The 20,813-nt window shown below is 63.2% G+C and carries 12 protein-coding genes; 2 read left to right on the forward strand and 10 right to left on the reverse strand.

Annotated elements, in window-relative coordinates:
- Nucleotides 1–2 precede the first annotated feature (2 nt).
- From treZ to treS, 4 genes are read right to left on the reverse strand one after another with little or no spacing between them, the layout of a single operon-like run.
- The gene (gene treZ / locus JQ609_RS01735) at nt 3–1,760 is read right to left on the reverse strand and encodes a malto-oligosyltrehalose trehalohydrolase (protein WP_212271781.1); all 1,758 of its coding nucleotides are present in this window, start codon (nt 1,758–1,760) and stop codon (nt 3–5) included.
- A complete protein-coding gene (gene glgX / locus JQ609_RS01740) occupies nt 1,757–3,832 on the reverse strand; it encodes a glycogen debranching protein GlgX (protein WP_212206359.1) in 2,076 nt (691 codons plus the stop codon). Before glgX ends, treZ begins: the two co-directional genes overlap by 4 nt.
- 3 nt (nt 3,833–3,835) lie before the next feature.
- A complete protein-coding gene (gene glgB / locus JQ609_RS01745) occupies nt 3,836–5,983 on the reverse strand; it encodes a 1,4-alpha-glucan branching protein GlgB (RefSeq protein ID WP_212271782.1) in 2,148 nt (715 codons plus the stop codon).
- Nucleotides 5,980–9,270 (reverse strand): maltose alpha-D-glucosyltransferase, encoded by a 3,291-nt coding sequence (gene treS / locus JQ609_RS01750; RefSeq protein ID WP_312014787.1) that lies wholly within the window; start codon nt 9,268–9,270, stop codon nt 5,980–5,982. Before treS ends, glgB begins: the two co-directional genes overlap by 4 nt.
- Before the next feature lie 299 nt (nt 9,271–9,569).
- On the opposite strand from treS, the gene malQ reads away from it, so the two are divergent.
- The gene (gene malQ, locus JQ609_RS01755) at nt 9,570–11,516 is read left to right on the forward strand and encodes a 4-alpha-glucanotransferase (protein WP_212271784.1); all 1,947 of its coding nucleotides are present in this window, start codon (nt 9,570–9,572) and stop codon (nt 11,514–11,516) included.
- A gap of 24 nt (nt 11,517–11,540) precedes the next feature.
- A complete protein-coding gene (locus JQ609_RS01760; protein ID WP_212271785.1) occupies nt 11,541–13,340 on the forward strand; it encodes a glycoside hydrolase family 15 protein in 1,800 nt (599 codons plus the stop codon).
- Nucleotides 13,341–13,352: 12 nt separating this feature from the next.
- On the opposite strand, the gene JQ609_RS01765 is transcribed toward JQ609_RS01760, so the two are convergent.
- The 6 genes from JQ609_RS01765 to JQ609_RS01790 are packed head-to-tail and all read right to left on the reverse strand — an operon-like array spanning nt 13,353 to nt 20,792.
- Nucleotides 13,353–14,156, reverse strand: a complete 804-nt coding sequence (locus JQ609_RS01765; RefSeq protein WP_212271786.1) for a Cof-type HAD-IIB family hydrolase — start codon at nt 14,154–14,156, stop codon at nt 13,353–13,355.
- Nucleotides 14,153–14,638, reverse strand: a complete 486-nt coding sequence (locus tag JQ609_RS01770) for a gluconokinase (RefSeq protein WP_212271829.1) — start codon at nt 14,636–14,638, stop codon at nt 14,153–14,155. Before JQ609_RS01770 ends, JQ609_RS01765 begins: the two co-directional genes overlap by 4 nt.
- Before the next feature lie 28 nt (nt 14,639–14,666).
- Nucleotides 14,667–15,416, reverse strand: coding sequence for a 6-phosphogluconolactonase (gene pgl / locus JQ609_RS01775; protein ID WP_212271787.1), 750 nt, complete (start codon nt 15,414–15,416; stop codon nt 14,667–14,669).
- Between the two features lie 4 nt (nt 15,417–15,420).
- Entirely contained in the window at nt 15,421–16,932 is a 1,512-nt protein-coding gene (gene zwf / locus JQ609_RS01780; protein WP_212271788.1) for a glucose-6-phosphate dehydrogenase, read from the reverse strand.
- Between the two features lie 5 nt (nt 16,933–16,937).
- Nucleotides 16,938–17,933, reverse strand: a complete 996-nt coding sequence (gnd, locus tag JQ609_RS01785; protein ID WP_212271789.1) for a phosphogluconate dehydrogenase (NAD(+)-dependent, decarboxylating) — start codon at nt 17,931–17,933, stop codon at nt 16,938–16,940.
- Between the two features lie 12 nt (nt 17,934–17,945).
- Nucleotides 17,946–20,792, reverse strand: a complete 2,847-nt coding sequence (locus JQ609_RS01790; protein WP_212271790.1) for a bifunctional transaldolase/phosoglucose isomerase — start codon at nt 20,790–20,792, stop codon at nt 17,946–17,948.
- Between the last annotated feature and the right edge of the window lie 21 nt (nt 20,793–20,813).

A 20,813-nucleotide genomic window follows, 5' to 3' on the forward strand; every position in this document is an offset into this window, starting at 1 on the left:
TCCTATCCGATGCGCCAGTGCACCGACCATGGCGGGACGCGCTCTCCCAACTCGCTGCCCCAGATCAGGGTTCCCTTGAATTCACCTGAAGTATTGGCGATCTCCAGGTCCGACAGGTTGGCGAGCAGGCGAAGCGTGGCGTCATCGCCCATGCGCCAACTGGCGGTCAGCAGGCCATTGCCGGCGGCCTCTGCTTCGCCGAATGCCGCGCTGGCGAGGCGAGGCACGATCTCCCGCCGGCGGATCGCCAGCATCTGCTGCACGGTTGACTGCCGTCGTTGTGCCGCCGGCGCGGCACGTTCATTCCAGTCGAGGACAGCCGATTGGAAGGTGGATAGCGCCAACGCGTCGGGGACCTCGTCGCCATATTCGGCATAGGCCCAGGCGTATTCGCTGCGGCGCCCCTTGCGGACCGCGTCGGCAAGATCGCCCTTGAAATCACAGAAGAATGGGAAGGGTGTTTTCGAGCCCCATTCCTCCCCCATGAACAGCATCGGGATCGCAGGGGCCAACAGCATGACGGCGAGCGCCGCTTCGATCGCATTGGGATCCGCCACTGCTTCGAGCCGGTCGCCAAAGGCGCGGTTGCCGATCTGGTCGTGGTTCTGCAGGAAATTGATGAAAGCCGTCGGTGCGAGTTTGCCGCTGGGTTCGCCGCGCCTGCCGCGGCGAAACTCCGACATTTCGCCCTGGTAGACAAACCCTGAGGATAGAGATCTGGCGATATCGTCCAGCGGCGAACGCTGATAGTCGCAATAATATCCCTGCTTCTCGCGGGTCATCAGCACGCGCCAGGCGTGATGATAATCATCGTTCCACTGCGCGCGATATTTGCCGCGCGGAGGGTCCTGCGCCGCATCCAGAATGCTGGCGCGGTTGTCGCCGTTTTCCAGCACCAGATGAATGTGCCGCCCGGTAGCCGCGGCGAGCTGACCTACAGCCATGCTGAGATCGTGCAGCAGCGAGAGACCACCGGGCTCGACGATGCTGTTCACCGCATCCAGCCGTAATCCGTCGAAGCGATAATCGCGCAGCCAATGCAGCGCATTCTCGATCGCGAAGGCGCGTACCTGCGGCACGCGGTAATCGATCGCGCTGCCCCACGGCGTGTGGGCTTCCGTAAAGAACCCCGGCGCGTAACGGCCGAGATAATTTCCTTCGGGGCCGAAATGGTTATAGACCACGTCGAGAAACACCATCAGGCCGCGCAGATGCGCCTCGTCGATCAGCGCCTTGAGATCCTCAGGCCGGCCATAGGCGCTGTCGGGCGCATACCACAGCACGCCGTCATACCCCCAGTTGCGGCTGCCGGCGAAGTCCGCCAGCGGCAGCAATTCCATCGCGGTGATGCCGGTCTGCACGAGATGATCGAGCCGCCCGATCATGGCGCGGTAGCTGCCGTCCGGCGTGAAGGTTCCGACATGAGCCTCGATGATGACGGCTTCCTGCCAGGGCCGCCCGCGCCACTCCGTCGCGCGCCACGGAAAGGCGGCGTGGTCGATCACCTCGCTCGGACCGAAGACGTCTTCGGGCTGGAAATCGGCGGCGGGGTCGGGGATATCGATCTCGTCATCGATGCGGAATTTATAGTGGGCGCCTGATTTCGCGCCGGGGACCTCGGCGGCAAACCATCCATCGTCGCCGCGCTGCATCGCATGGGGTTGTTGCAGCAGCAAATCGACGCGCTTGGCCGCCGGCGCCCACAGGCGAAAGCGCGTGCCGTCTTTCGTCAGCTGTGGGCCAAATTGTCGGTCATTCATGCTGAGCCCGCAAAGGCGAGCACCGAGCGCGGCGGTGCTTTCAGGTCGGCGCCCGCAGCGAAGTCGGCCGTCGCTTGTGCGATTTCGGTGGTATTCAGCACCCGCTGCCAGCTCTTGTATTTGCTCATCTTGGGCAATTTGAATGCGATCTCTTCGGGGGCGGCGTTCAGAACGATAAAGATCGGTGCTTGTCCTTGTTCCATCGGTCCGAGCACATAGGCGAGGAATCGTCCTTCCGGAAACTTCCAGTCGGATTCCTTCATTTCCTCGGCGGCCGGCGTCAGCCACAGCACGCCGTAGGAGCCGTCGGCGCGACGGCCATCGAGCCAGCGCTGGCAGCGGATCTGGCCGAACCGCCGGCGCAGGCCGGTCAAATGGCCGATGAAATCGGTGAGGTCCTCGCCTTCCTTGCCGAGGTTTTCCCAACCAACCCAGCCGATCTCGTTGTCCTGGCAATAGGCGTTGTTGTTGCCGCCTTGCGAGTTGCCGACTTCATCGCCGGCCAGCATCAGCGGCGTGCCCTGCGCGAGCATCAGGCATGCCAGCTGATTCTTGCGGAGCTGGCGGCGCAACGCAATGATCGCAACGTCATCGGTCGGGCCTTCATGCCCGCAATTGTTGCTGTCGTTGTGGCTGGAGCCGTCGCGATTGTCTTCGCCGTTGGCCTCGTTGTGCTTCTCGTTGTAGCTGAACAAATCCGCCAGCGTGAAGCCGTCATGAACGGTGATGTGGTTGATGCCGGCGCGCGTCGCGCGATTGTCATGGTGAAACAGGTCGGAGGAGGCGGTCATACGACCGGATATTTCGCCGATCAGGCTGCCTGCGCCGCTCCAGTAGCGCCGCATCGCGCTGCGGTATCGGTCGTTCCATTCCGACCATTGCGACGGGAACGCGCCGACCTGGTAGCCGCCCAGACCGAGATCCCAGGGTTCGGCGACCAGTTTCACGGTCGCCAGCACCGGATCCTGCCGCACGGCGGTGAGGAAGGCGGCGTTGCGGTTGTAACCGTTCGGCCCGCGCGCCAGCGTGGTGGCGAGATCGAAGCGGAAGCCGTCGACGTGGCAGACCTCGACCCAATAGCGCAGTGAATCCATCACCATTTGCAGCACGCGCGGATGGGTCAGGTTGACCGAACTGCCGCAGCCGGTGAAGTCGTCATAAAAGCGCCGATTGTCCGGCTTAAGCCAGTAGTAGGACGCATTGTCGATGCCGCGAAACGACAGCGTCGGGCCGAGATGATTGCCTTCGGCGGTGTGATTATAGACGACATCGAGCATCACCTCGATGCCGGCGTCGTGCAACCGTGCCACCGTGGTGCGGAACGCATCGAGCGGATTGTCCTGCGCGTAGCGCCCTTCGGGCGCGAAGAACGCCAGTGTGTTGTAGCCCCAGTAGTTCACCAGCTTCTTTTCGACCAGCACGCGGTCGTCGATCAGCCCGTGGACCGGCAGCAATTCGATGGTGGTGACGCCAAGGCGCTTGAGATGATCGATCATCGCAGGCGAGGCGAGCCCGCTATAGGTGCCGCGCAGGCCCGGCGGGACGTCGTCGCGCTTCTGCGTCAGGCCCTTGACGTGGGCCTCGTAGATGATGGTGTCTTCCCAGGAAATGTTGGGGCGCATCTCGCGGCGGCCCCAATTGAAGGTCTCGTCGACGACCACCGCCTTGGGCATGCCGCGGGCGTTGTCGCGCCGGTCAAAGGAGAGATCCTCGCGCGAACTGCCGGCCCGGTAGCCGAAATGCGCGTCGCTCCAGACCAGCCGGCCGGCCAGCCGCCTTGCATAGGGATCGAGCAGCAGCTTGTTGGCGTTGAAGCGGTGCCCGTGCTCGGGATGGTAGGGCCCGTGGACCCGATAGCCGTAGAGCTGCCCGGGCGAGACGTCGTTGAGATAGCCGTGCCAGACATCCTCGGTTCGCTCGGGCAATTCGATGCGCTCGAGTTCGCGGCGGCCCTGGCCGTCGAACAGGCAGAGTTCGACCTTCTCTGCGTTGGCCGAGAACAGCGCAAAATTGGTGCCCCTGCCGTCCCAGCTTGCGCCAAGACGTGAGGGCGTTCCCGCGGTCAGGCGCATGCGTCAGCTATCCGGTACGAGAAAGATCGCGGCCAGCGGCGGAATGGTCAGGTTGAGTTCGGGGATGTTGCCCTCCAGCGTCCGGACCTCGCCGATATTGCCGACATTGCTGCCGCCATAATGCGCGGAGTCCGAATTGAATACTTCTTTCCATTTGCCGGCAAACGGCACACGTACCCGGTAATCATAGTAGACGTTGGGCGAGAAGTTCACGACCACGAGGCAGCGCGCTCGCGCATCAAGGCCCTTGCGGACCCAGGCAAAGACGTTGCCGCCGGAATCATGGGTGATGACCCATTCGAAGCCCGGCTGGCTGCAATCCAGCTCGTGCAGCGCCGGCACCGTGCGATAGAGGTGATTGAGGTCGCGGACCAGGCTGTGGATTCCGGCGTGCCTTGGTTGCTGCAGCAGGTGCCAATCCAGCGAGTGATCGTGATTCCACTCGCGCTCCTGGCCGAATTCGCAGCCCATGAACATCAGCTTCTTGCCGGGATGGCCGAACATGAAGCCGTAATAGGCGCGCAAATTCGCAAAACGCTGCCAGTCGTCGCCGGGCATCCGTCCCAGGATCGAGCGTTTGCCGTGCACGACTTCGTCATGCGACAGCGGCAGGATGAAGTTTTCCGAGAACGCATATTGCAGGCCGAACAGGATGTCGCCGTGATGGAATTTGCGGTGGATCGGATCCTTGCCGATGTATTTCAGCGTGTCGTGCATCCAGCCCATGTTCCACTTGTAGCCGAAGCCGAGCCCGCCATATTCGACCGGGCGGGAGACTTGCGGCCATGCGGTGGATTCTTCCGCCGCGGTGGTGGCGTCCGGGAAGCGTCCGAACACTTCGGTGTTGAAGCGGCGCAGGAAGCCGATGGCTTCGAGATTTTCCCGCCCGCCATGCTGGTTCGGAATCCATTCGCCGGCGGGCCTCGAGTAGTCGAGATAGAGCATCGAGGCGACCGCATCGACGCGCAGCCCGTCGATGGCGTATCTTTCCAGCCAGAACAGCGCGTTCGACACCAGGAAGTTCACCACTTCGGTGCGGCCGTAATTGTAGATCAGCGTGCCCCAGTCGAGATGGCGGCCCTGCAAGGGGTTGGCGTGTTCGTACAATGCGGTGCCGTCGAAATGGCCGAGGCCGTGGGGATCGTCGGGGAAGTGTCCGGGCACCCAGTCGAGCAGCACGGCAATGCCCTCGCGATGGAAGGCATCGACCAGCGCGGCAAAATCCTCGGGCGTGCCGAACCGGCTGGTCGGTGCGAACAGGCCGGTCGGCTGATAGCCCCATGAGCCGTCGAACGGATGTTCGCTGATGGGAAGAAGTTCGACATGGGTAAATCCGAGATCCCTGACATAGGCCGGAAGCTGCTCGGCGAGTTCGCGGTAGGTCAGCCATTCGTTGCTGCCCTTGCGTCGCCATGAGCCGAGATGAACCTCGTAAATCGACATCGGCGCGTTCAACGCGTTCATTCCCGTCGGAGCCGGGCGCGGACGCGGCAGATTGGCCTGGTCGAAAACGATCGAGGCGGTCTTGGGACGCACTTCGGCGGCAAAGGCGACCGGATCGGACTTCAGCGGCAAATGTTGTCCGTTGGGTTCGATGATGTCGAACTTGTAGTGGTCGCCGACGCTGGCGTGGGGGATGAACAGCTCCCAATAGCCGACGCCGCGCACCCGCATCGGGTGCCGGCGCGGATTCCAGTAATTGAAATCGCCGACCACGTGGACGCCGCGGGCGTTCGGCGCCAGCACGACGAAGGCCACCCCCGCGACGCCTTCCAGCGTCATCGGATGGGCGCCGAGCTTGTCGTAGATGCGCTGATGAGTGCCTTCGCCGAGCAGATAAAGGTCGAAGTCGCTCAGGACGGGCGGAAAGCGGTAGGGGTCGTCGAGTTCGACCAGTTTGTCGCCGAACCGGGCGCGCAATTGATAGCGCGTAGAGCCGTTGGGCAGCGCACCGGCAAACAGCCCGGCGTCATGGATCCGCGCCAGCGGCGCCCGTTCACCATGTTCACCGATTGCCTCGACATTGGAGGCTTCCGGCAGGAACGCACGCACGATCTTGCGGTCGCCCTCGGTATGGAGGCCGAGATAATGGAAGGGATCGGTGTGATTGCCCTGGATGATTGCATAGGCCTCGGCGGGTAGCTTGGTCATAAGGCCTCAAGCGACTGTTGCGGCAAAATACGGAGCATTCCGGTCAAGGCCGTTCGTAGCCAATCCGGCCGGTAGGATAGTTCATATTCGATCTCGTAGCATGCCTTCTCCAGCAGGAAGAAGTTGAGCATCGACTCGGCGGCTTCGGGGTCGGCCGGCCAAAGGCGCTTGTTAACCAGGGCTTCGCGATAGGCGGCCAGGAACGCGGCGGTCGCCCGATTGCGCCACTCGGCGAGCGCAGCCCCGAGCCTGCCGTTTTCATCGTGGGCTACCTTGAGCGCCCGCTCAAGGGCTGCAGTCGTCGAATAATCGATCGAACGAACCATGCTGGCGACATCGCGCGCCGCGGGCGCCTTGCGCCGGCGCTCGGCGATGGAGCGCCGCGGGTCGCCGTCGAAATCGACGATGAAGATGTCGTCCTTGACGATGAGCAGCCGGCCAAGATGGAAGTCGCCGTGATGGCGGATATTGAGCCCGGCATTTTCTTGCGGCAACAGCGCCTTCAGCCGATCGGGCAGGCCGGATTGCTGGGCCAATAGCTGATCGACCAGCGGACGATCCGCCTCTTTCAGCGCATCGCGTCGCTGCTTCAGCGTGTCGAAGACGCGCTCGACGCGGGCCAGGGTGTCGCCGTACCAGCGCTGGACATCCTCGTGCTTGATGGGCTCCGGCACGAAGTCGGGCAGCTCATTGTTGCTGGCCAGTGCGACATGCATCTCGGCGACGCGCCGGCCGGCCTGCGACATGTAGCGCAGAAACGAGACCTGATCCTCGCTTTCCCTGACACGCTCGCTTGCCGCCAGCAGCCGCTGCTCGTCGACGAAGCGGTCGAGATAGGCCGCGGTCACGGCCCAGGCGTCGCCCTGATTGGCGACGAAAGCATGCAGAATGCCGATGGCGTTTCGTTCGTCGCCATCGATCAGTTCGACGCTGCCGAGCAGCGCCGGCGTGTTGGCAAAGCCGGCGATCTCGGTCAGGAAGCGGCCCATCTCGATCTCGGGACTGATGCCGGCCTGCAGCGTGCGGTAGATCTTGACGACATAATCGTCGTCCACCTGCGCAGTACTGTCGGCCCGCTCGGTCTCGATCGTGCGGATGTGCTCGGGCTGCTTGATTGCCTTGTCGGAGAAACGGCTGGTCGGCCGGAATTCCAGCTTCAAACCCTGCTCGCTTTCGTCGACGATCAGCGACTCCTTGAGGTTTCGCAGCAGGATCGCGATGAAAATCTGGTCGTTGGCGACGTCGAGCAGCGTTCCTTCGCGGGCGCCCTGACGCACGGCCGCCAGGGCGCGTGGGTTGTAGCGCTCGCGGTCGAACCGCACCCATTCGATCTGCATCGGCAGCACATAACGCGTGGTGACGCCACGCTGCGTCGACTTGAAGAAGGCGAGCCACGGCCGGTTGTCACCGATATCGCAGAACGGGATCGCCGAAATCAGCGTCGGCTGGATGGCCTTGGCCGATCGCTCCGGGTACCAGCGCGTCCGCGCCAGATGCCCGGGCAGCACGTCGCGTTCGAACACGCCGCGGGTGCGCGCCAGCGACACCCAGGTCGCGCCCAGCGGCACCACCAGCGTTTCGAATTCGGGCACCGCCCGCTGCGCCACCGGCTCGGACTTGTCGCGCTCCTGCAGCTCGAACCAGTAGAAACCGTACGGCGCCAGCGTGATCATGTAGGGCAGTTCGCCGATCGCGGGGAAGCGCGTGCGGCCGAGCATCTCCAGGGGAATCCGGTCCTTCCACGCCGAGAGATCGAGTTCGGTGGCCTGTGCGGAGCGCGACAAATTGGCGACGCAGAGGATGGCCTCGTCCTCGTATTGGCGCACATAGCACAGCACCGAGCGGTTTTCCGGGCGGATGAACGTCATGGTGCCGCGGCCGAAAGCCAGCGTCGATTTGCGGACCGCGATCAGCCGTTTGGTGGCTGACAGCAGCGACGACAGGCTGCGCGACTGCGCCTCGACGTTGACGGATTCATAGCCGTAGACGGGATCCATGATGGTGGGCGCATAAAGCCGCGCCGGATCGGCGCGCGAGAACCCGCCATTGCGGTCCGGCGTCCACTGCATTGGCGTGCGCACGCCGTTGCGATCGCCGAGATAGATGTTGTCCCCCATGCCAATTTCGTCGCCGTAATAGATGATCGGCGTGCCCGGGAACGACAGCAGCAGCGAGTTCATCAACTCGATCTTGCGCCGGTCATTGTCCATCAGCGGCGCCAGGCGCCGGCGGATACCGACATTGATGCGGGCGCGGGGGTCGTTGGCGTAGGTCGACCACAAATAATCGCGCTCGACGTCGGTGACCATTTCCAGCGTCAGCTCGTCATGGTTGCGCAGGAACAGCGCCCATTGGCAATTGCTCGGAATGTCAGGCGTCTGCCGCAGGATGTCGGTGATCGGAAAGCGGTCTTCCTGCGCGATCGCCATGTAGATGCGCGGCATCAGCGGGAAATGATAGGCCATGTGGCATTCATCGCTGCGGCCGAAATATTCCTGCACGTCCTCGGGCCATTGGTTGGCCTCCGCGAGCAACACCTTGCCTTTGGCATAGGCGTCGAGCTCGATGCGCAGCCGTTTGATGATGGCGTGGGTCTCGGGCAGGTTCTCGTTGTTGGTGCCGTCGCGCTCGCACAGATAGGGAATGGCATCGAGGCGGAAACCGTCGACACCGGTATCGAGCCAGCGCTTCATCACCTTCACCAGCGCGCTGACCACGCGCGGATTGTCGAAATTGAGATCCGGCTGGTGCGCGAAGAAGCGATGCCAGTAGAACTGGCCGGCTTCCGGGTCCCAGGTCCAGTTCGACTTCTCGGTATCGGTGAAGATGATCCGCGTGCCCTGGTATTTCTGGTCGGTATCGCTCCAGACGTACCAGTTGCGCGCGCTCGAATCCGGGCCGCTGCGCCGGGCGCGCTTGAACCAGTCGTGCTGGTCGGAGGTGTGATTGACGACGAGCTCGGTGATGACGCGCAGGCCGCGCCGCTTGGCTTCCTGGATGAAGCGCCGGAAATCCTTCATCGTCCCGAAATCGGGATTGATGTCGCCATAGTCGGCGATGTCGTAGCCGTCATCACGCCCGGGTGAGGGGTAGAACGGCAACAGCCACAGCGTGGTGACGCCGAGATCCTGGAGGTAACCCAGCTTCTCCGTCAGGCCTGCGAAATCGCCGATGCCGTCATTGTTGCTGTCGGCAAAAGCCTTGACGTGGAGCTGATAGATGATGGCATCCTTGTACCAAAGCTCGTCGTCGCTGGACTCGACGGCTGGCACCTCGCTTGCATCGATCGCAAAGCTGCCGCCGTCATTCAGCGGATCGGCAGTATCGAATCGGAAGGAGACGCCGGCCTTGGAGCTTTCGCCGGTTTGGACTTTTTTGTTCACGGTGATGCCATAGCCATGGAAACGACGCCCCATTTCACTTGCGAGAAAGGAGACGTTCCGGAGATATGTAAGAAGCCGCTCAGCCGACTTTGGTTCCCTTGGAACCGATCAGAGGGCTGAGCGTTAGACACCGTCTATCCCCTTCCTGTATTTGGACAATTTCGCGACGCCTCTGAGACGTTTGCGTGCAAACCGCGTGCCGAATGGACCTTTTCGCTCAAGCTGCCAGCCAGGGAATCCAGACCGAATTCGTGGACGGTCAGGGTCATCGCCGTGTGACGGACGCGGCCGCCCTCAAAATCATCCTCGATGCCTTGCCGCCGCAGGCCCCGGGCCCGCTGATTGGCGCCCCGGTCGTGGTCCGGTCAGGGCAGGTGGCCCACACCGAACTCGCAGCGACTGCAAAACTTCCGGTCCGATGGAAAATCGTTGCGGGGGCGGAGGTTGTCGCGGAGGGCGAAGCAAACGAACGGGCTATTGCATGGCCCGAACGGCTGCCGCTGGGCATCCATCGGCTGCAATTGACCGATGCGGGGGTGGTCACAGAGGACGTACCGCTGATATCGGCGCCGCCAAGGGCTTTTGGCGGGGATTTCGATCGTGTCTGGCTGCTGGCGGTTCAGCTCTACAGCGTCAGGTCCGAGCGCAACTGGGGGATGGGCGATTTTACGGACCTCCAAGGCCTGATTGAGCTCGCACATCATCTCGGCGCCGATGGCGTCGGCCTCAATCCGCTGCATGCCCTGTTCGACGACCGGCCCGGCGATTGCAGCCCCTATTCGCCGAACAGCCGGCTGTTTCTCAACGCGCTCTATATTGACGTCGAGAAGATCCCTGAATTCCGCATCGACGACGAGACGAGAGGCGCGCTGGCGGGCGTCAAGACCGGCGAAATCATCGATTATGTCGGCATTGCCAGTCTAAAGTGGCGGGCGCTACGGGTGGCGTTTGACCAGTTTACGGCCGGTGCGACAGAAAGTCGCCGACAGGACCTGGAAATATTCCGGGCCGAGCGCGCCGCCCTGCTGTCGCGGTTCGCCTGCTTCGAAGTCCTCCGGCACAGATTCAACAAGCCTTGGTGGGAATGGCCGGAGCCGTGGCGGCAGCCGGACGATGCGATGTGCGCCGAATTGCACCATGGCGCCGACGCGGCCGAGATCGGCTTCGTCGAATTCGTGCAATGGACCGCTGACCGGCAATTGGCTGCCGCGAAGGATCGTGCTCACCAGCTCGGCATGAAGGTCGGGCTTTATCTCGACGTTGCCGTCGGCGTTCAGTCCGATGGTTTCGACGCCTGGAACGAGCAGGTGGCGATCTCCAGGCACCTCGGCGTCGGCGCGCCGCCCGATCCGCTCAACACCGCGGGCCAAAGCTGGGGTCTCGCCGGGTTCAACGCGACCGGGCTGGAGCAAAAATCCTTCGAGCCCTATCGCGAAATGCTGCGCGCCTCGATGCGGCACGCCGGGGCGATCCGGCTCGACCACGTGCTCGGCCTGAAACGGCTCTACCTGGTGCCGCAAGGCTTCAGCGCCGCCGACGGCGTCTATGTGCCGATGCCGTTCGAGGCGTTATTGGCCGCAACTGCGCAGGAGAGTGTCGCCAGCCGCTGCGTCGTGATCGGCGAGGACCTCGGCACGGTGCCGGAGGGATTCCGCGACCAGATCGCCAGCTGGGGCATCTGGTCCTATCTGGTGATGATGTTCGAGCGCGAGGACCAAGGTCCGTTCAAGAGCCTCGATCACTACCTCGCCAACGCACTGGTCACCTTCAACACCCACGATCTCTCGACCTATGCCGGCTGGCGTTCTTTTGGCGACCTCAAGACCAAGCGCGCGCTCGGCATCGACCCCGGAGAAAGCGATGATGCGCGCTGGCACGCGCTGGCGATGCTGGACGATTTGCTGCGCGGTAACGGCATCGACAAAAACGATCTCTATTCCGTGACGAATTTCCTCGCGCGGACGCCATCACGGCTGCTCGCGATCGCGCTGGAGGATTTTTTGGGTCTGGTGGACCAGCCCAATATTCCCGGCACGGTCAACGAACACCCGAACTGGCGTCGCCGGCTGCCGGTGCCGCTCGAGCAGATCGCGTCCACGATCGACGTTGCCGCGCTGAAGGCGGCGACACGCGAGCGGTCGCGCGGATAGGTCCGATCCAGGTGGTAGCAAGCCTTGTCGTGCAGGATAGAAGATTACGGATTGATCGGCGATTGCGAGACCGCGGCGCTGGTCGGTCGTGACGGCTCGATCGACTGGCTGTGCTGGCCGGCGTTCGATTCCGACGCCTGCTTTGCCGCGCTGCTCGGCACCCATAAGCATGGCCGCTGGCTGATCGCGCCCGCAGAAGAGATCACCAGGACGTCACGCCGCTACCGGGGCAACACGCTGATCCTGGAGACGCGGTTTGACACCGCCAATGGCGTGGTCGAGCTGATCGATTTCATGCCGCCGCGCGGCAATGCGTCCGACGTGGTGCGGCTGGTGCGCGGGGTCAGCGGCCGGGTCAAGCTGCGGATGCAATTGGTGATCCGCTTTGGTTTTGGCGCCGACATTCCCTGGGTCAGGAAAAGCGAGGACGGCTCGGGGCTGCTCGCGATTTGCGGGCCTGACATGACCGTGCTGCGAACGCCGGTCGCGACCCGCGGCGAGGACCTGACCACGGTGGCGGAGTTTGAGGTAGGCGAGGGCGATACCGTGCCCTTTGTCCTTACCTACGGGCCCTCGCATCTGGCGGTGCCCGGGCCGATCGATGCCGCGGTCGCTTTGCAGGAAACCGAGGCGTTCTGGAGCGAATGGAGCGCCCGCTGCAGCTACGAAGGCGAACATCGCGATCTCGTGATGCGCTCGCTGATCACGCTCAAAGCGCTGACCTATGCGCCGACCGGCGGCATCGTCGCGGCGCCCACTACCTCGCTGCCGGAAAAACTCGGCGGCGCGCGCAACTGGGACTATCGCTTCTGCTGGCTGCGCGATGCCACCTTTACGCTGCTGGCGCTGATGAACTCGGGCTACACCGAGGAAGCCCTCGCCTGGCACAATTGGCTGTTGCGCGCGGTGGCGGGATCGCCGGCCAACATGCAGATCATGTACGGCATCATGGGAGAGCGGCGGCTGCTGGAATGGGAAGCGGGCTGGCTTCCGGGCTATGAGGGCGCGCAGCCGGTCCGGGTCGGCAACGCCGCGTACGCGCAGCTGCAACTCGACGTCTATGGCGAGTTGATCGACGCCTTCCATCAGTGGCGAATAGCCAAGCTCGACCTCTATGAAGGAAGCTGGGCGCTGGAATGCACGGTGCTGGAGCATCTGGCCACACAATGGGATCAGCTGGATCACGGCATCTGGGAGCGCCGCGGCGACGGCAAGCACTATGTCTCGTCCAAGGTGATGACCTGGGTCGCATTCGACCGTGGCATCAAGAGCGTCGAAAAATTCGGCTTCAAGGCGCCACTGGAAAAGTGGCGGAGGCTGCGCGACATCATTCATCGCGACGTCTGCGAAAAGGGTTTTGATCGCGAGCTGAACTCGTTCGTCGAATCCTACGGTTCGAAAATGCTGGATGCCAGCATCCTGTTGCTGCCATCGGTCGGGTTCCTTGAACCAACGGATCCTCGCGTGCGCGGCACACTGGTCGCAATCGAGAAACACCTGATGCGGGACGGCTTCGTGTTGCGGCATGACCCCCGCGAAGTCGAGCAGCAGCCGGCGGAAGGCGCATTCCTGGCCTGCAGCCTCTGGCTCGCCGATGCCTATGTGCTGACGGGAGAACTCGACAAGGCGCGGGTGTTGTTCGAGCGCGTGGTGGCGATTGCCAATGATGTCGGCCTGTTGGCCGAGGAGTTCGACACCGGCGCTGGCCGCCAGACCGGTAATTTCCCGCAAGCGTTGACGCATATCGCGCTGATCAATACCGCCCATAACCTCAGCGCGGCGAAGCAAACCACCGAGAAGCCGGCGATGCAGCGGTCGAAGTAGCTTCGGTTCGATCTAGCCGAACTTCAGAACCGTCTCCATCGCGCGGGCAAAACCGCCCCGTTCGTTCGTATCGGTGACATGCGTGGCGCGCTGCTTGATGTCATCGGCCGCGTTTCCCATCGCGAACGACATGCCGCTTCGGGCAAACATCGGCAGGTCGTTCTGCATGTCGCCGATGGTGGCGACGGCGTCGAAGGAAATGCCGAGCCGTTTGGCGACGTTCTCGACGAAGGTGCCCTTGTCGTGGCCCGCGGGGGTGACGTCGAGGTAATAAGTTTGCGAGCGAACCGCGGTGGCCTCCGTGCCCAGCGCCTGCTGCATTGCGGCTTCGCAGCGCGCGAGCAGTGCCGCGTCCGAGCTGGCGCCGACGATCTTGCAGGCCTCTAGCAGATGCGGCGTGAAATCCGCGATGATGGTCGGATCGGCCTTGATCGCCCGTATCTCGTGCGGAACGTATTCGCCGTCCGGATTGCGCGTGTACCAGCGCTCGTTGCTGAACAGCCAGATATCGACGCCGAATTCATTGAGCACGTCGAGACTGCGCTGCGCTATCGCTGGCGCGATCAGATGCTGCTCGATCGGCTGCAGCTTCGCATTAACGATCGAACTGCCGTTGAAGGCGCCGACCGGCAGCGTGATCGCAAGGGGTTCGATCAGAAAGCCCATGCCGATGGTCGGGCGGCTTGAGACGATGGTGAAGCCGATCCCGGCGGCGTGCAGCGCGCGCACGGCGTTCCTTGCGTCGTCGGTGAGGATCTTGTCCTTGGTCAACAGCGTGCCATCGACATCGGAAACGACAAGTGCAATGCGGCTCATGAGGGCACTTTCAATTGACGGACAATGTCGTCCACGATGGTTTCAATCGGCGCGGCAATCGACACCGTAATGGGACGTTCGCCTGGCTGCGGCGGCTCCAGCGTCCTGAACTGGCTGGCGAGCAGCCCCGGCGGCATGAAATGCCCCTTGCGGGCAGCTAACCGGTCCGCGATCAGGTCCTGCGTCCCGTTCAGGAAGACGATGCGGATATCATCGCGTCCATGCACGAGAATGTCGCGATAGCTGCGCTTCAGCGCCGAGCAGGCGACGACGGCGCGTTGTCCGGCCGCCGAAAGGCGGTCGATCTCGTCGGCAATCGCCTGCAGCCACGGCCAGCGGTCTTCATCCGTCAACGGCTGGCCCGCGCTCATCTTCGCGACATTGGCGGGCGGGTGAAATTTGTCCGCATCCTCGTAGCGCCAGCCCAGCCGCGCGGCCAGGCTTTCAGCGATGGTGCTCTTGCCCGAGCCGGAGACGCCCATCACCACCAGCGCGCAGGGGCTTGCCGCATCACGCACGAAAATTCTCCGGCAATGCCGCCTGATCCACCAGCCAGATCGTCTCGCCGTCGGATCGCGCGCGGTTCGCCGGCAGGTTCTCGCCTGCGAAAACGCGCGTCAAGATCGCGCGTTTGTCGGCTCCTGCGATCTCGAACAGCATTTCGCGGCAGCAAGCGAGTGTCGGAAGCGTGAGCGTGATGCGCGGGACGAACGGTTCGACATTCGCTTTGTGTACGCCGACCACCCAGCGCCTGACCTCGTCGAGCGCGGGATCGCCGGGAAATAGCGACGCGGTATGGCCGTCGGGCCCGACGCCCATCAGCACGAGATCGAACAGCGGCCGGGCCGGGTCGAGGGCATCGGCGCCGTAGAACGCTTTCAGTTCGCCCTCATAGAGCGCAGCACCGCGACCGGGATCGGTGGGGTCGGCTGTACTCGTCGGGATTGGATGGACGTTGGCGGCCGGCGCACATTGGTTCAGAAAGGTTTTCCGTGCCACGCCCATGTTGTTGAGGGGATCATCTGCCGGAACGAAGCGTTCGTCGCCCATGAACCAGTGCACGCGCTGCCACGGAATCCGGCTTCGCCAGGGGTCAGTGCCGAGCAACTGATAGAGCTGTCTCGGACTAGAACCACCGGTCAGACAGATCGCGACGCGGCCGGCGTTTTCCGATATCCGCGCGATGACCCGCTCCGCGGCGGCCTCGGCCATCGCGGCCGGATCGGCAACTGTCATCACATGGCGATTGTCGTTCGACATATCTCTAACTGAGCTTCCGCCAGCTTCGGCCATCGCGCTCCAGGAGGTCGTTGGCCTCCTCGGGGCCCTCGCTGCCGGGTTCATAGACCTTCAGGCCCTTGCCGCCGGCGTTCTTCCAGGCGTCGAGAAAGGGCTGCACCGCGCGCCAGCCGGCCTCAACGCTGTCGGCGCGCTGAAACAGGATGTTGTCGCCGATCATACAGTCGTAGATCAGGGTCTCATAGCCGGTCGATGGCTCGGCCTGGAAATAATCCTTGTAGCGAAACTTCATCTCGACGCCGTCGATATTGATGGCCGGGCCCGGCACCTTGGTGTTGAACTGCAGCGCGATGCCTTCGGTCGGTTCGGTCGAGATGATCAGGTAATTCTGCGAGAGCCGGTCCACCGGCGTGTCGCGGAACATCGCGAACGGCGCCTGCTTGAACTTGATGGCGATCTCGGTGCGCTTGATGCCGAGCGCCTTGCCGGTGCGCAGATAAAAGGGAACGCCGGCCCAGCGCCAATTGTCGATGGTCAGTTTCAGCGCGGCATAGGTTTCCGTGGTGCTGGCGGGTTTGACGTCGGCAGTCCTGCGATAATCCTCGATCTCGGTGTCGCCGACCATGCCGGCGCGATATTGCCCGCGCACCGAATTGTGCAGCGCCTCCTGCTCGCTCTGGGTCTGGATCGCGGCCAGCACGTCGGCCTTCTCCGAGCGCACCGAATGCGCATCGAATTTCGATGGCGGCTCCATCGCGACCAGCGACAGCAGTTGAAACAGATGGTTAGGCACCATGTCGCGCAACGCGCCGGTCGCGTCATAAAAGCTGCCGCGATGGCCGACGCCGAGCTTTTCATCGACCGTGATCTGGATGTGGTCGATATGGTTGCGGTTCCAGATCGGCTCGAACATGCCGTTGGCAAAGCGCAGCACCAGGATGTTCTGGACGGTCTCCTTGCCGAGATAATGATCGATCCGGTAGATCTGATGCTCTTCGACCAGCTTCAGGAGCTCGCTGTTGAGCTCTCTTGCCGATGCCAGATCGGTGCCGAACGGCTTTTCGACCACCAGCCGCCGCCATGTGCCGTTCTCGACCAGCATGCCGGTGCGGCCGAGTTCGCGGCTGATCGGCAGGAAGGCGCTCGGCGGCGTCGCGAGGTAGAACAGGCGATTGCCCTGGGTGTTTCGCGCGGCTTCCAGTTTGTCGAGTTGCTCGCCCATCGCGTCGAACGAGGAGGGATCCCTCGGGTCAGCCTCGATGCAGGTGACGCATGCGAGCAGGCGCATCGCGATCTCCTCGTCCACCTGGCGCGTGGCGAATTGATGCAGGCCCTTCATCAGGCTGTCGCGCAACTGGTCGCTGGTCATGCCCTTGCGGGCTATCCCGACGACGCAGAACTTTTCCGGCAGCAGATCGGCTGCCGCCAGATTGTAGAGGGCCGGGATCACCAGCCGATGCGCGAGATCGCCGGTGACGCCAAAGATGACGAAGGAGCAGGGATCGGGTTTCGTCTGTGCCAGTTTGCCGACCGCCATGGGCGTTAAGCCTTCGAGTCCGGCTTCTTCGGCGGCTCCTTATGACCGCCGAAGCCTGCGCGCATCGCGGAAAGGATCTTCTCCGCGAATGTATGGTCCTTGCGCGAGCGGAAGCGGGCGTAGAGCGCGGCCGTCAGCACCTCGGCCGGCACCGCCTCGTCGATCGCGGCATTGACGGTCCAGCGGCCTTCGCCGGAATCCTCGACATGGCCGGAATAATTATCCAGCGTCTGGTTCTCGGCGAGCGCCGACGAAGTGAGATCGAGCAGCCAGGAGGGGATCACGCTGCCGCGCCGCCACACCTCGGCGATATCGGCAATGTCGAGATCGAAGCGATGCTCGGCGGGCAGCGCCTCGATATTGGCGTTCTTGAGAATGTCAAAACCCTCGGCGTAGGCCTGCATCAGCCCATACTCGATGCCGTTATGGATCATCTTGACGAAATGGCCGGCGCCGCTGGGGCCGGCATGGATATAGCCTTGCTCGATGCGGGGATCGCGGCCGTCGCGGCCGCCGGTGCGCGGAATGTCGCCGATCCCCGGCGCCAGCGTCTTGAAGATCGGATCGAGCCGGTCGACCACGGCCTTGTCGCCGCCGATCATCATGCAATAGCCGCGTTCGATGCCCCAGACGCCGCCGCTGGTGCCGACGTCGACATAATGCAGGCCGCGTTCTTTCAGCGTCTTGCCGCGGCGGACGTCGTCCTGCCAGAACGTGTTGCCGCCGTCGATGATGACGTCGCCGGGCTCCATCAGCGTGGCCAGTGCGTCGATGGTGGCTTCGGTGATCTTGCCGGCCGGCAGCATCACCCAGGCGGTGCGCGGCTTTTCCAGTTTCGCCACGAAAGCTTCCAGCGTCTCGGCGCCGGCAGCGCCTTCGGCCGCCAGCGCGGCAACGGCCTTGGAATCCTTGTCGTAGACCACTGACGTGTGGCCGTTCCTCATCAGCCGCCGCACGATGTTGCCGCCCATCCGGCCGAGGCCGATCATGCCAAGCTGCATGCCAATACTTCCCTAATTGAGCGCTTCCGATATCGCGGCATCCAGCGCGGCAAGCGCCGGCTTGAGGTCGCCCTTGAGATGAACCCGCAATGCGCGCCGGCCGCGTTCGGTCAGCACGTCGAAATCGCCGCGCGCCTGGGCCGCCTTGACGACGCCAAAACTCGCCTTCTGGCCGGGCACGGCCAGGTCCTTGGCATCGTCGGCGGTGATCTGCAGGAACACGCCGCTGTCGGGCCCACCCTTGTAGGCCTGGCCGGTCGAATGCAGGAAGCGCGGTCCGAATTCGGCGCAGGTCGCGACATGCCTGACGTCACGCACCGCCAGCCGCATCTTCTGCAGGGTGTCGATCGAGCCGCCGTCGCGCGCGATATAGGCCAGCAGCGCAAAATAGTCGCCGCTGCCGGGACGCGTCAGATGCGCCTTGATCCAAGATTCCAGAGTGCCATTGGCGCCGGCCTTGCGCAGCGCGGCTGCATTGGCTTCGTCGGTGTAGATGTCGGCCTCGGCGGTTGCGACCACCGGCTGCTCGGCCGGCAGCGAACCCGTCTTCTCGAACGCCGCAGTCAGTTCGCGCGTCTTGATCTTGGCCGCCTCGACATCAGGCTGGTTGAACGGATTGATGCCGAGGATGGCGCCGGCGACGGCGGTCGCCATCTCGAAGCGGAAGAACTCCTGGCCGATATGGTCGATCGATTTCATCACGATGCGGACCACCGGATGCCCGGCGGCCTCGAGGGCGGCCAGCTTGTCGTCGTGTGCCGCATCGACTTCACCTTCGGTTCGGATATCGATGAAGAAGCGGTCGTCGCCGTAGATGGCGGGATCGGCGAGCGGCTCGCCGTCGATCGGGATCAGGCCCTTGCCGTCCTTGCCGGTGGACTCCGCGATCAATTGCTCCGCCCAGGCGCCGAAATCGGCAATCTTCTTCGACGAGGATATCGTCACCTTGTCGCGGCCTTCGAGCCCGGCGAGGCCGAGCGCAAGGCCGAGCTGCACACCCGGGTTTTCGTGCGGCGGCACGTCGGCGCCGCAGGAGCGCACCATCGCCAGCGTGTGCTTGGTCAGGCTTTTGACATCGATGCCGGCGACCGCCGCCGGCACCAGCCCGAACGGCGACAGCACCGAGTAGCGTCCGCCGATCGAGGGATCACCGTAGAAGATGCGGGCGAAACCCTGCTTGGTCGCGACCTTCTCCAGCGATGAGCCGGGGTCGGTCACCGCGATGAAGCGATGGCCGGCCTTGTCGGCGCCGATGGTCTTGGCAACGCGATCGAAGAAATAATCCTTCATCGCATTCGGCTCGGTAGTGCCGCCGGATTTGCTGGAAACGATGAACAGGGTCTTTGCCAGGTCGACCTTCTTCTCCATCGCGCGGACCTGCGCGGGGTCGGTGGAGTCGAGCACGTGCAGTTTCGGGAAGCCGGATTTCTTCGGGAATGTTTCCGCCAGCACTTCCGGACCGAGGCTCGATCCGCCCATGCCGAGCACGATGGCGTCCGAAAAGTTCTGTCCCTTCACGCGCCGGGCAAAATCCTCGTAGTCGGCGACATCAGCGGCAGCCGGGCTGTTCAACCAGCCCAGCCACTTATTTTCGTCGTCGTTGCTCCAGACCGATTTGTCTTTGTGCCAGAGCCGGCGGATTCTCGCTGACGCCCGCCAGTCCTCGGTGCTCTTCTCGACGGCTTTCTTGATGCCGTCGCCAAGCGCCAATTGCTGCCTGTCGATGCCCGCGCCGAGCGACGCCGCGCGCTTGTGGGCGACCGCGCCGTAGAGCTTGTCGGCGGCGTCGGCGAACAGCTTGACACCGTCCGTGACCAATTCGGCCGTGATCGCGTCGAGCGAGATGCCGGACTTTTCCAATTCCTCCAGTACCCGTCGGGCGTCCTCGACATTTTCTTCAAGGCTGTCACGCACCTTGCCGTGATCGCGGAATGCGTCCAGCGTCGCCGGCGGCACGGTGTTGACGGTGTTGGGGCCGATAAGTTCTTCGACATAGAGAACGTCGCTGTAGTCCTTGTTCTTGGTGCCGGTCGAAGCCCACAACAGCCGCTGCGGTTTTGCACCCTTGGCCTTGAGCTTGTCCCAGCGCGCGCCCGAAAACAGGCCCTTGTAGTCCTGATAGGCCATCTTGGCGTTCGCGATCGCGACCTTGCCCTTGAGCACGCTCAGGCGTTCCTTTTCGCTGGGGTCGTTGGCCTTTGCGATCTTCTCGTCGAGCTGCTTGTCGACGGCGCTGTCGATCCGGCTGACGAAGAAGCTGGCGACACTGGCCACACCCGAGGGATCACCACCCTCAGCGACGAGTTTCTCCAGCCCGTCGAGATAGGCTTCCGCCACCTGGCGATAGACCTTTTGCGAGAACAATAGCGTGATGTTGATGCTGATGCCTTCGCCGATCAGATGCTCGATCGCAGGCAGGCCTTCCGGCGTCGCCGGCACCTTCACCATCAAATTCCTGCGCTTGACGTCCTTCCACAGCCGCTCGGCCTCGGCGATGGTGCCTTTGGTGTCCATCGCCAGATAGGGCGAGACCTCGAGACTGACGAAACCGTCTTCGCCCTTCAGTCGGTCGTAGACCGGCCGCAACACGTCAGCGGCGTTCTGGATGTCTTCAATGGCGACGTGTTCGAACAGATCGGCGACCGGGCGGTCGCCCTTTTTCAGCGCCTGGCCGATCGCGCTGTCATATTCGTCCGAACTGCCGATGGCTTTCTCGAAGATCGCGGGGTTCGATGTCATGCCTTTGACGCCATCGGTGTCGATCAAATTCTTCAGATCGTCCTTGGCGACGAAGCCGCGGGCGAGGAAATCCAGCCAGACGGCCTGACCATGGTTTTCGAGTGCTTTGACGGGATTCATGATGCCTGTTCTGTCCGGTCG

This window comes from Bradyrhizobium sp. AUGA SZCCT0169 (assembly GCF_018130085.1).
Lineage (GTDB): Bacteria > Pseudomonadota > Alphaproteobacteria > Rhizobiales > Xanthobacteraceae > Bradyrhizobium.

Excerpts from the sequence above, each read along its gene's own strand:
- malQ (WP_212271784.1), top strand. The coding sequence starts at position 9,570 with ATGGACCTTTTCGCTCAAGCTGCCAGCCAGGGAATCCAGACCGAATTC.
- zwf (WP_212271788.1), bottom strand. The coding sequence starts at position 16,932 with ATGGCGGTCGGCAAACTGGCACAGACGAAACCCGATCCCTGCTCCTTC.
- treZ (WP_212271781.1), bottom strand. The coding sequence starts at position 1,760 with ATGAATGACCGACAATTTGGCCCACAGCTGACGAAAGACGGCACGCGC.
- JQ609_RS01770 (WP_212271829.1), bottom strand. The coding sequence starts at position 14,638 with ATGGGCGTCTCCGGCTCGGGCAAGAGCACCATCGCTGAAAGCCTGGCC.
- glgX (WP_212206359.1), bottom strand. The coding sequence starts at position 3,832 with ATGCGCCTGACCGCGGGAACGCCCTCACGTCTTGGCGCAAGCTGGGAC.
- pgl (WP_212271787.1), bottom strand. The coding sequence starts at position 15,416 with ATGTCGAACGACAATCGCCATGTGATGACAGTTGCCGATCCGGCCGCG.
- JQ609_RS01765 (WP_212271786.1), bottom strand. The coding sequence starts at position 14,156 with ATGAGCCGCATTGCACTTGTCGTTTCCGATGTCGATGGCACGCTGTTG.
- glgB (WP_212271782.1), bottom strand. The coding sequence starts at position 5,983 with ATGACCAAGCTACCCGCCGAGGCCTATGCAATCATCCAGGGCAATCAC.
- gnd (WP_212271789.1), bottom strand. The coding sequence starts at position 17,933 with ATGCAGCTTGGCATGATCGGCCTCGGCCGGATGGGCGGCAACATCGTG.
- JQ609_RS01790 (WP_212271790.1), bottom strand. The coding sequence starts at position 20,792 with ATGAATCCCGTCAAAGCACTCGAAAACCATGGTCAGGCCGTCTGGCTG.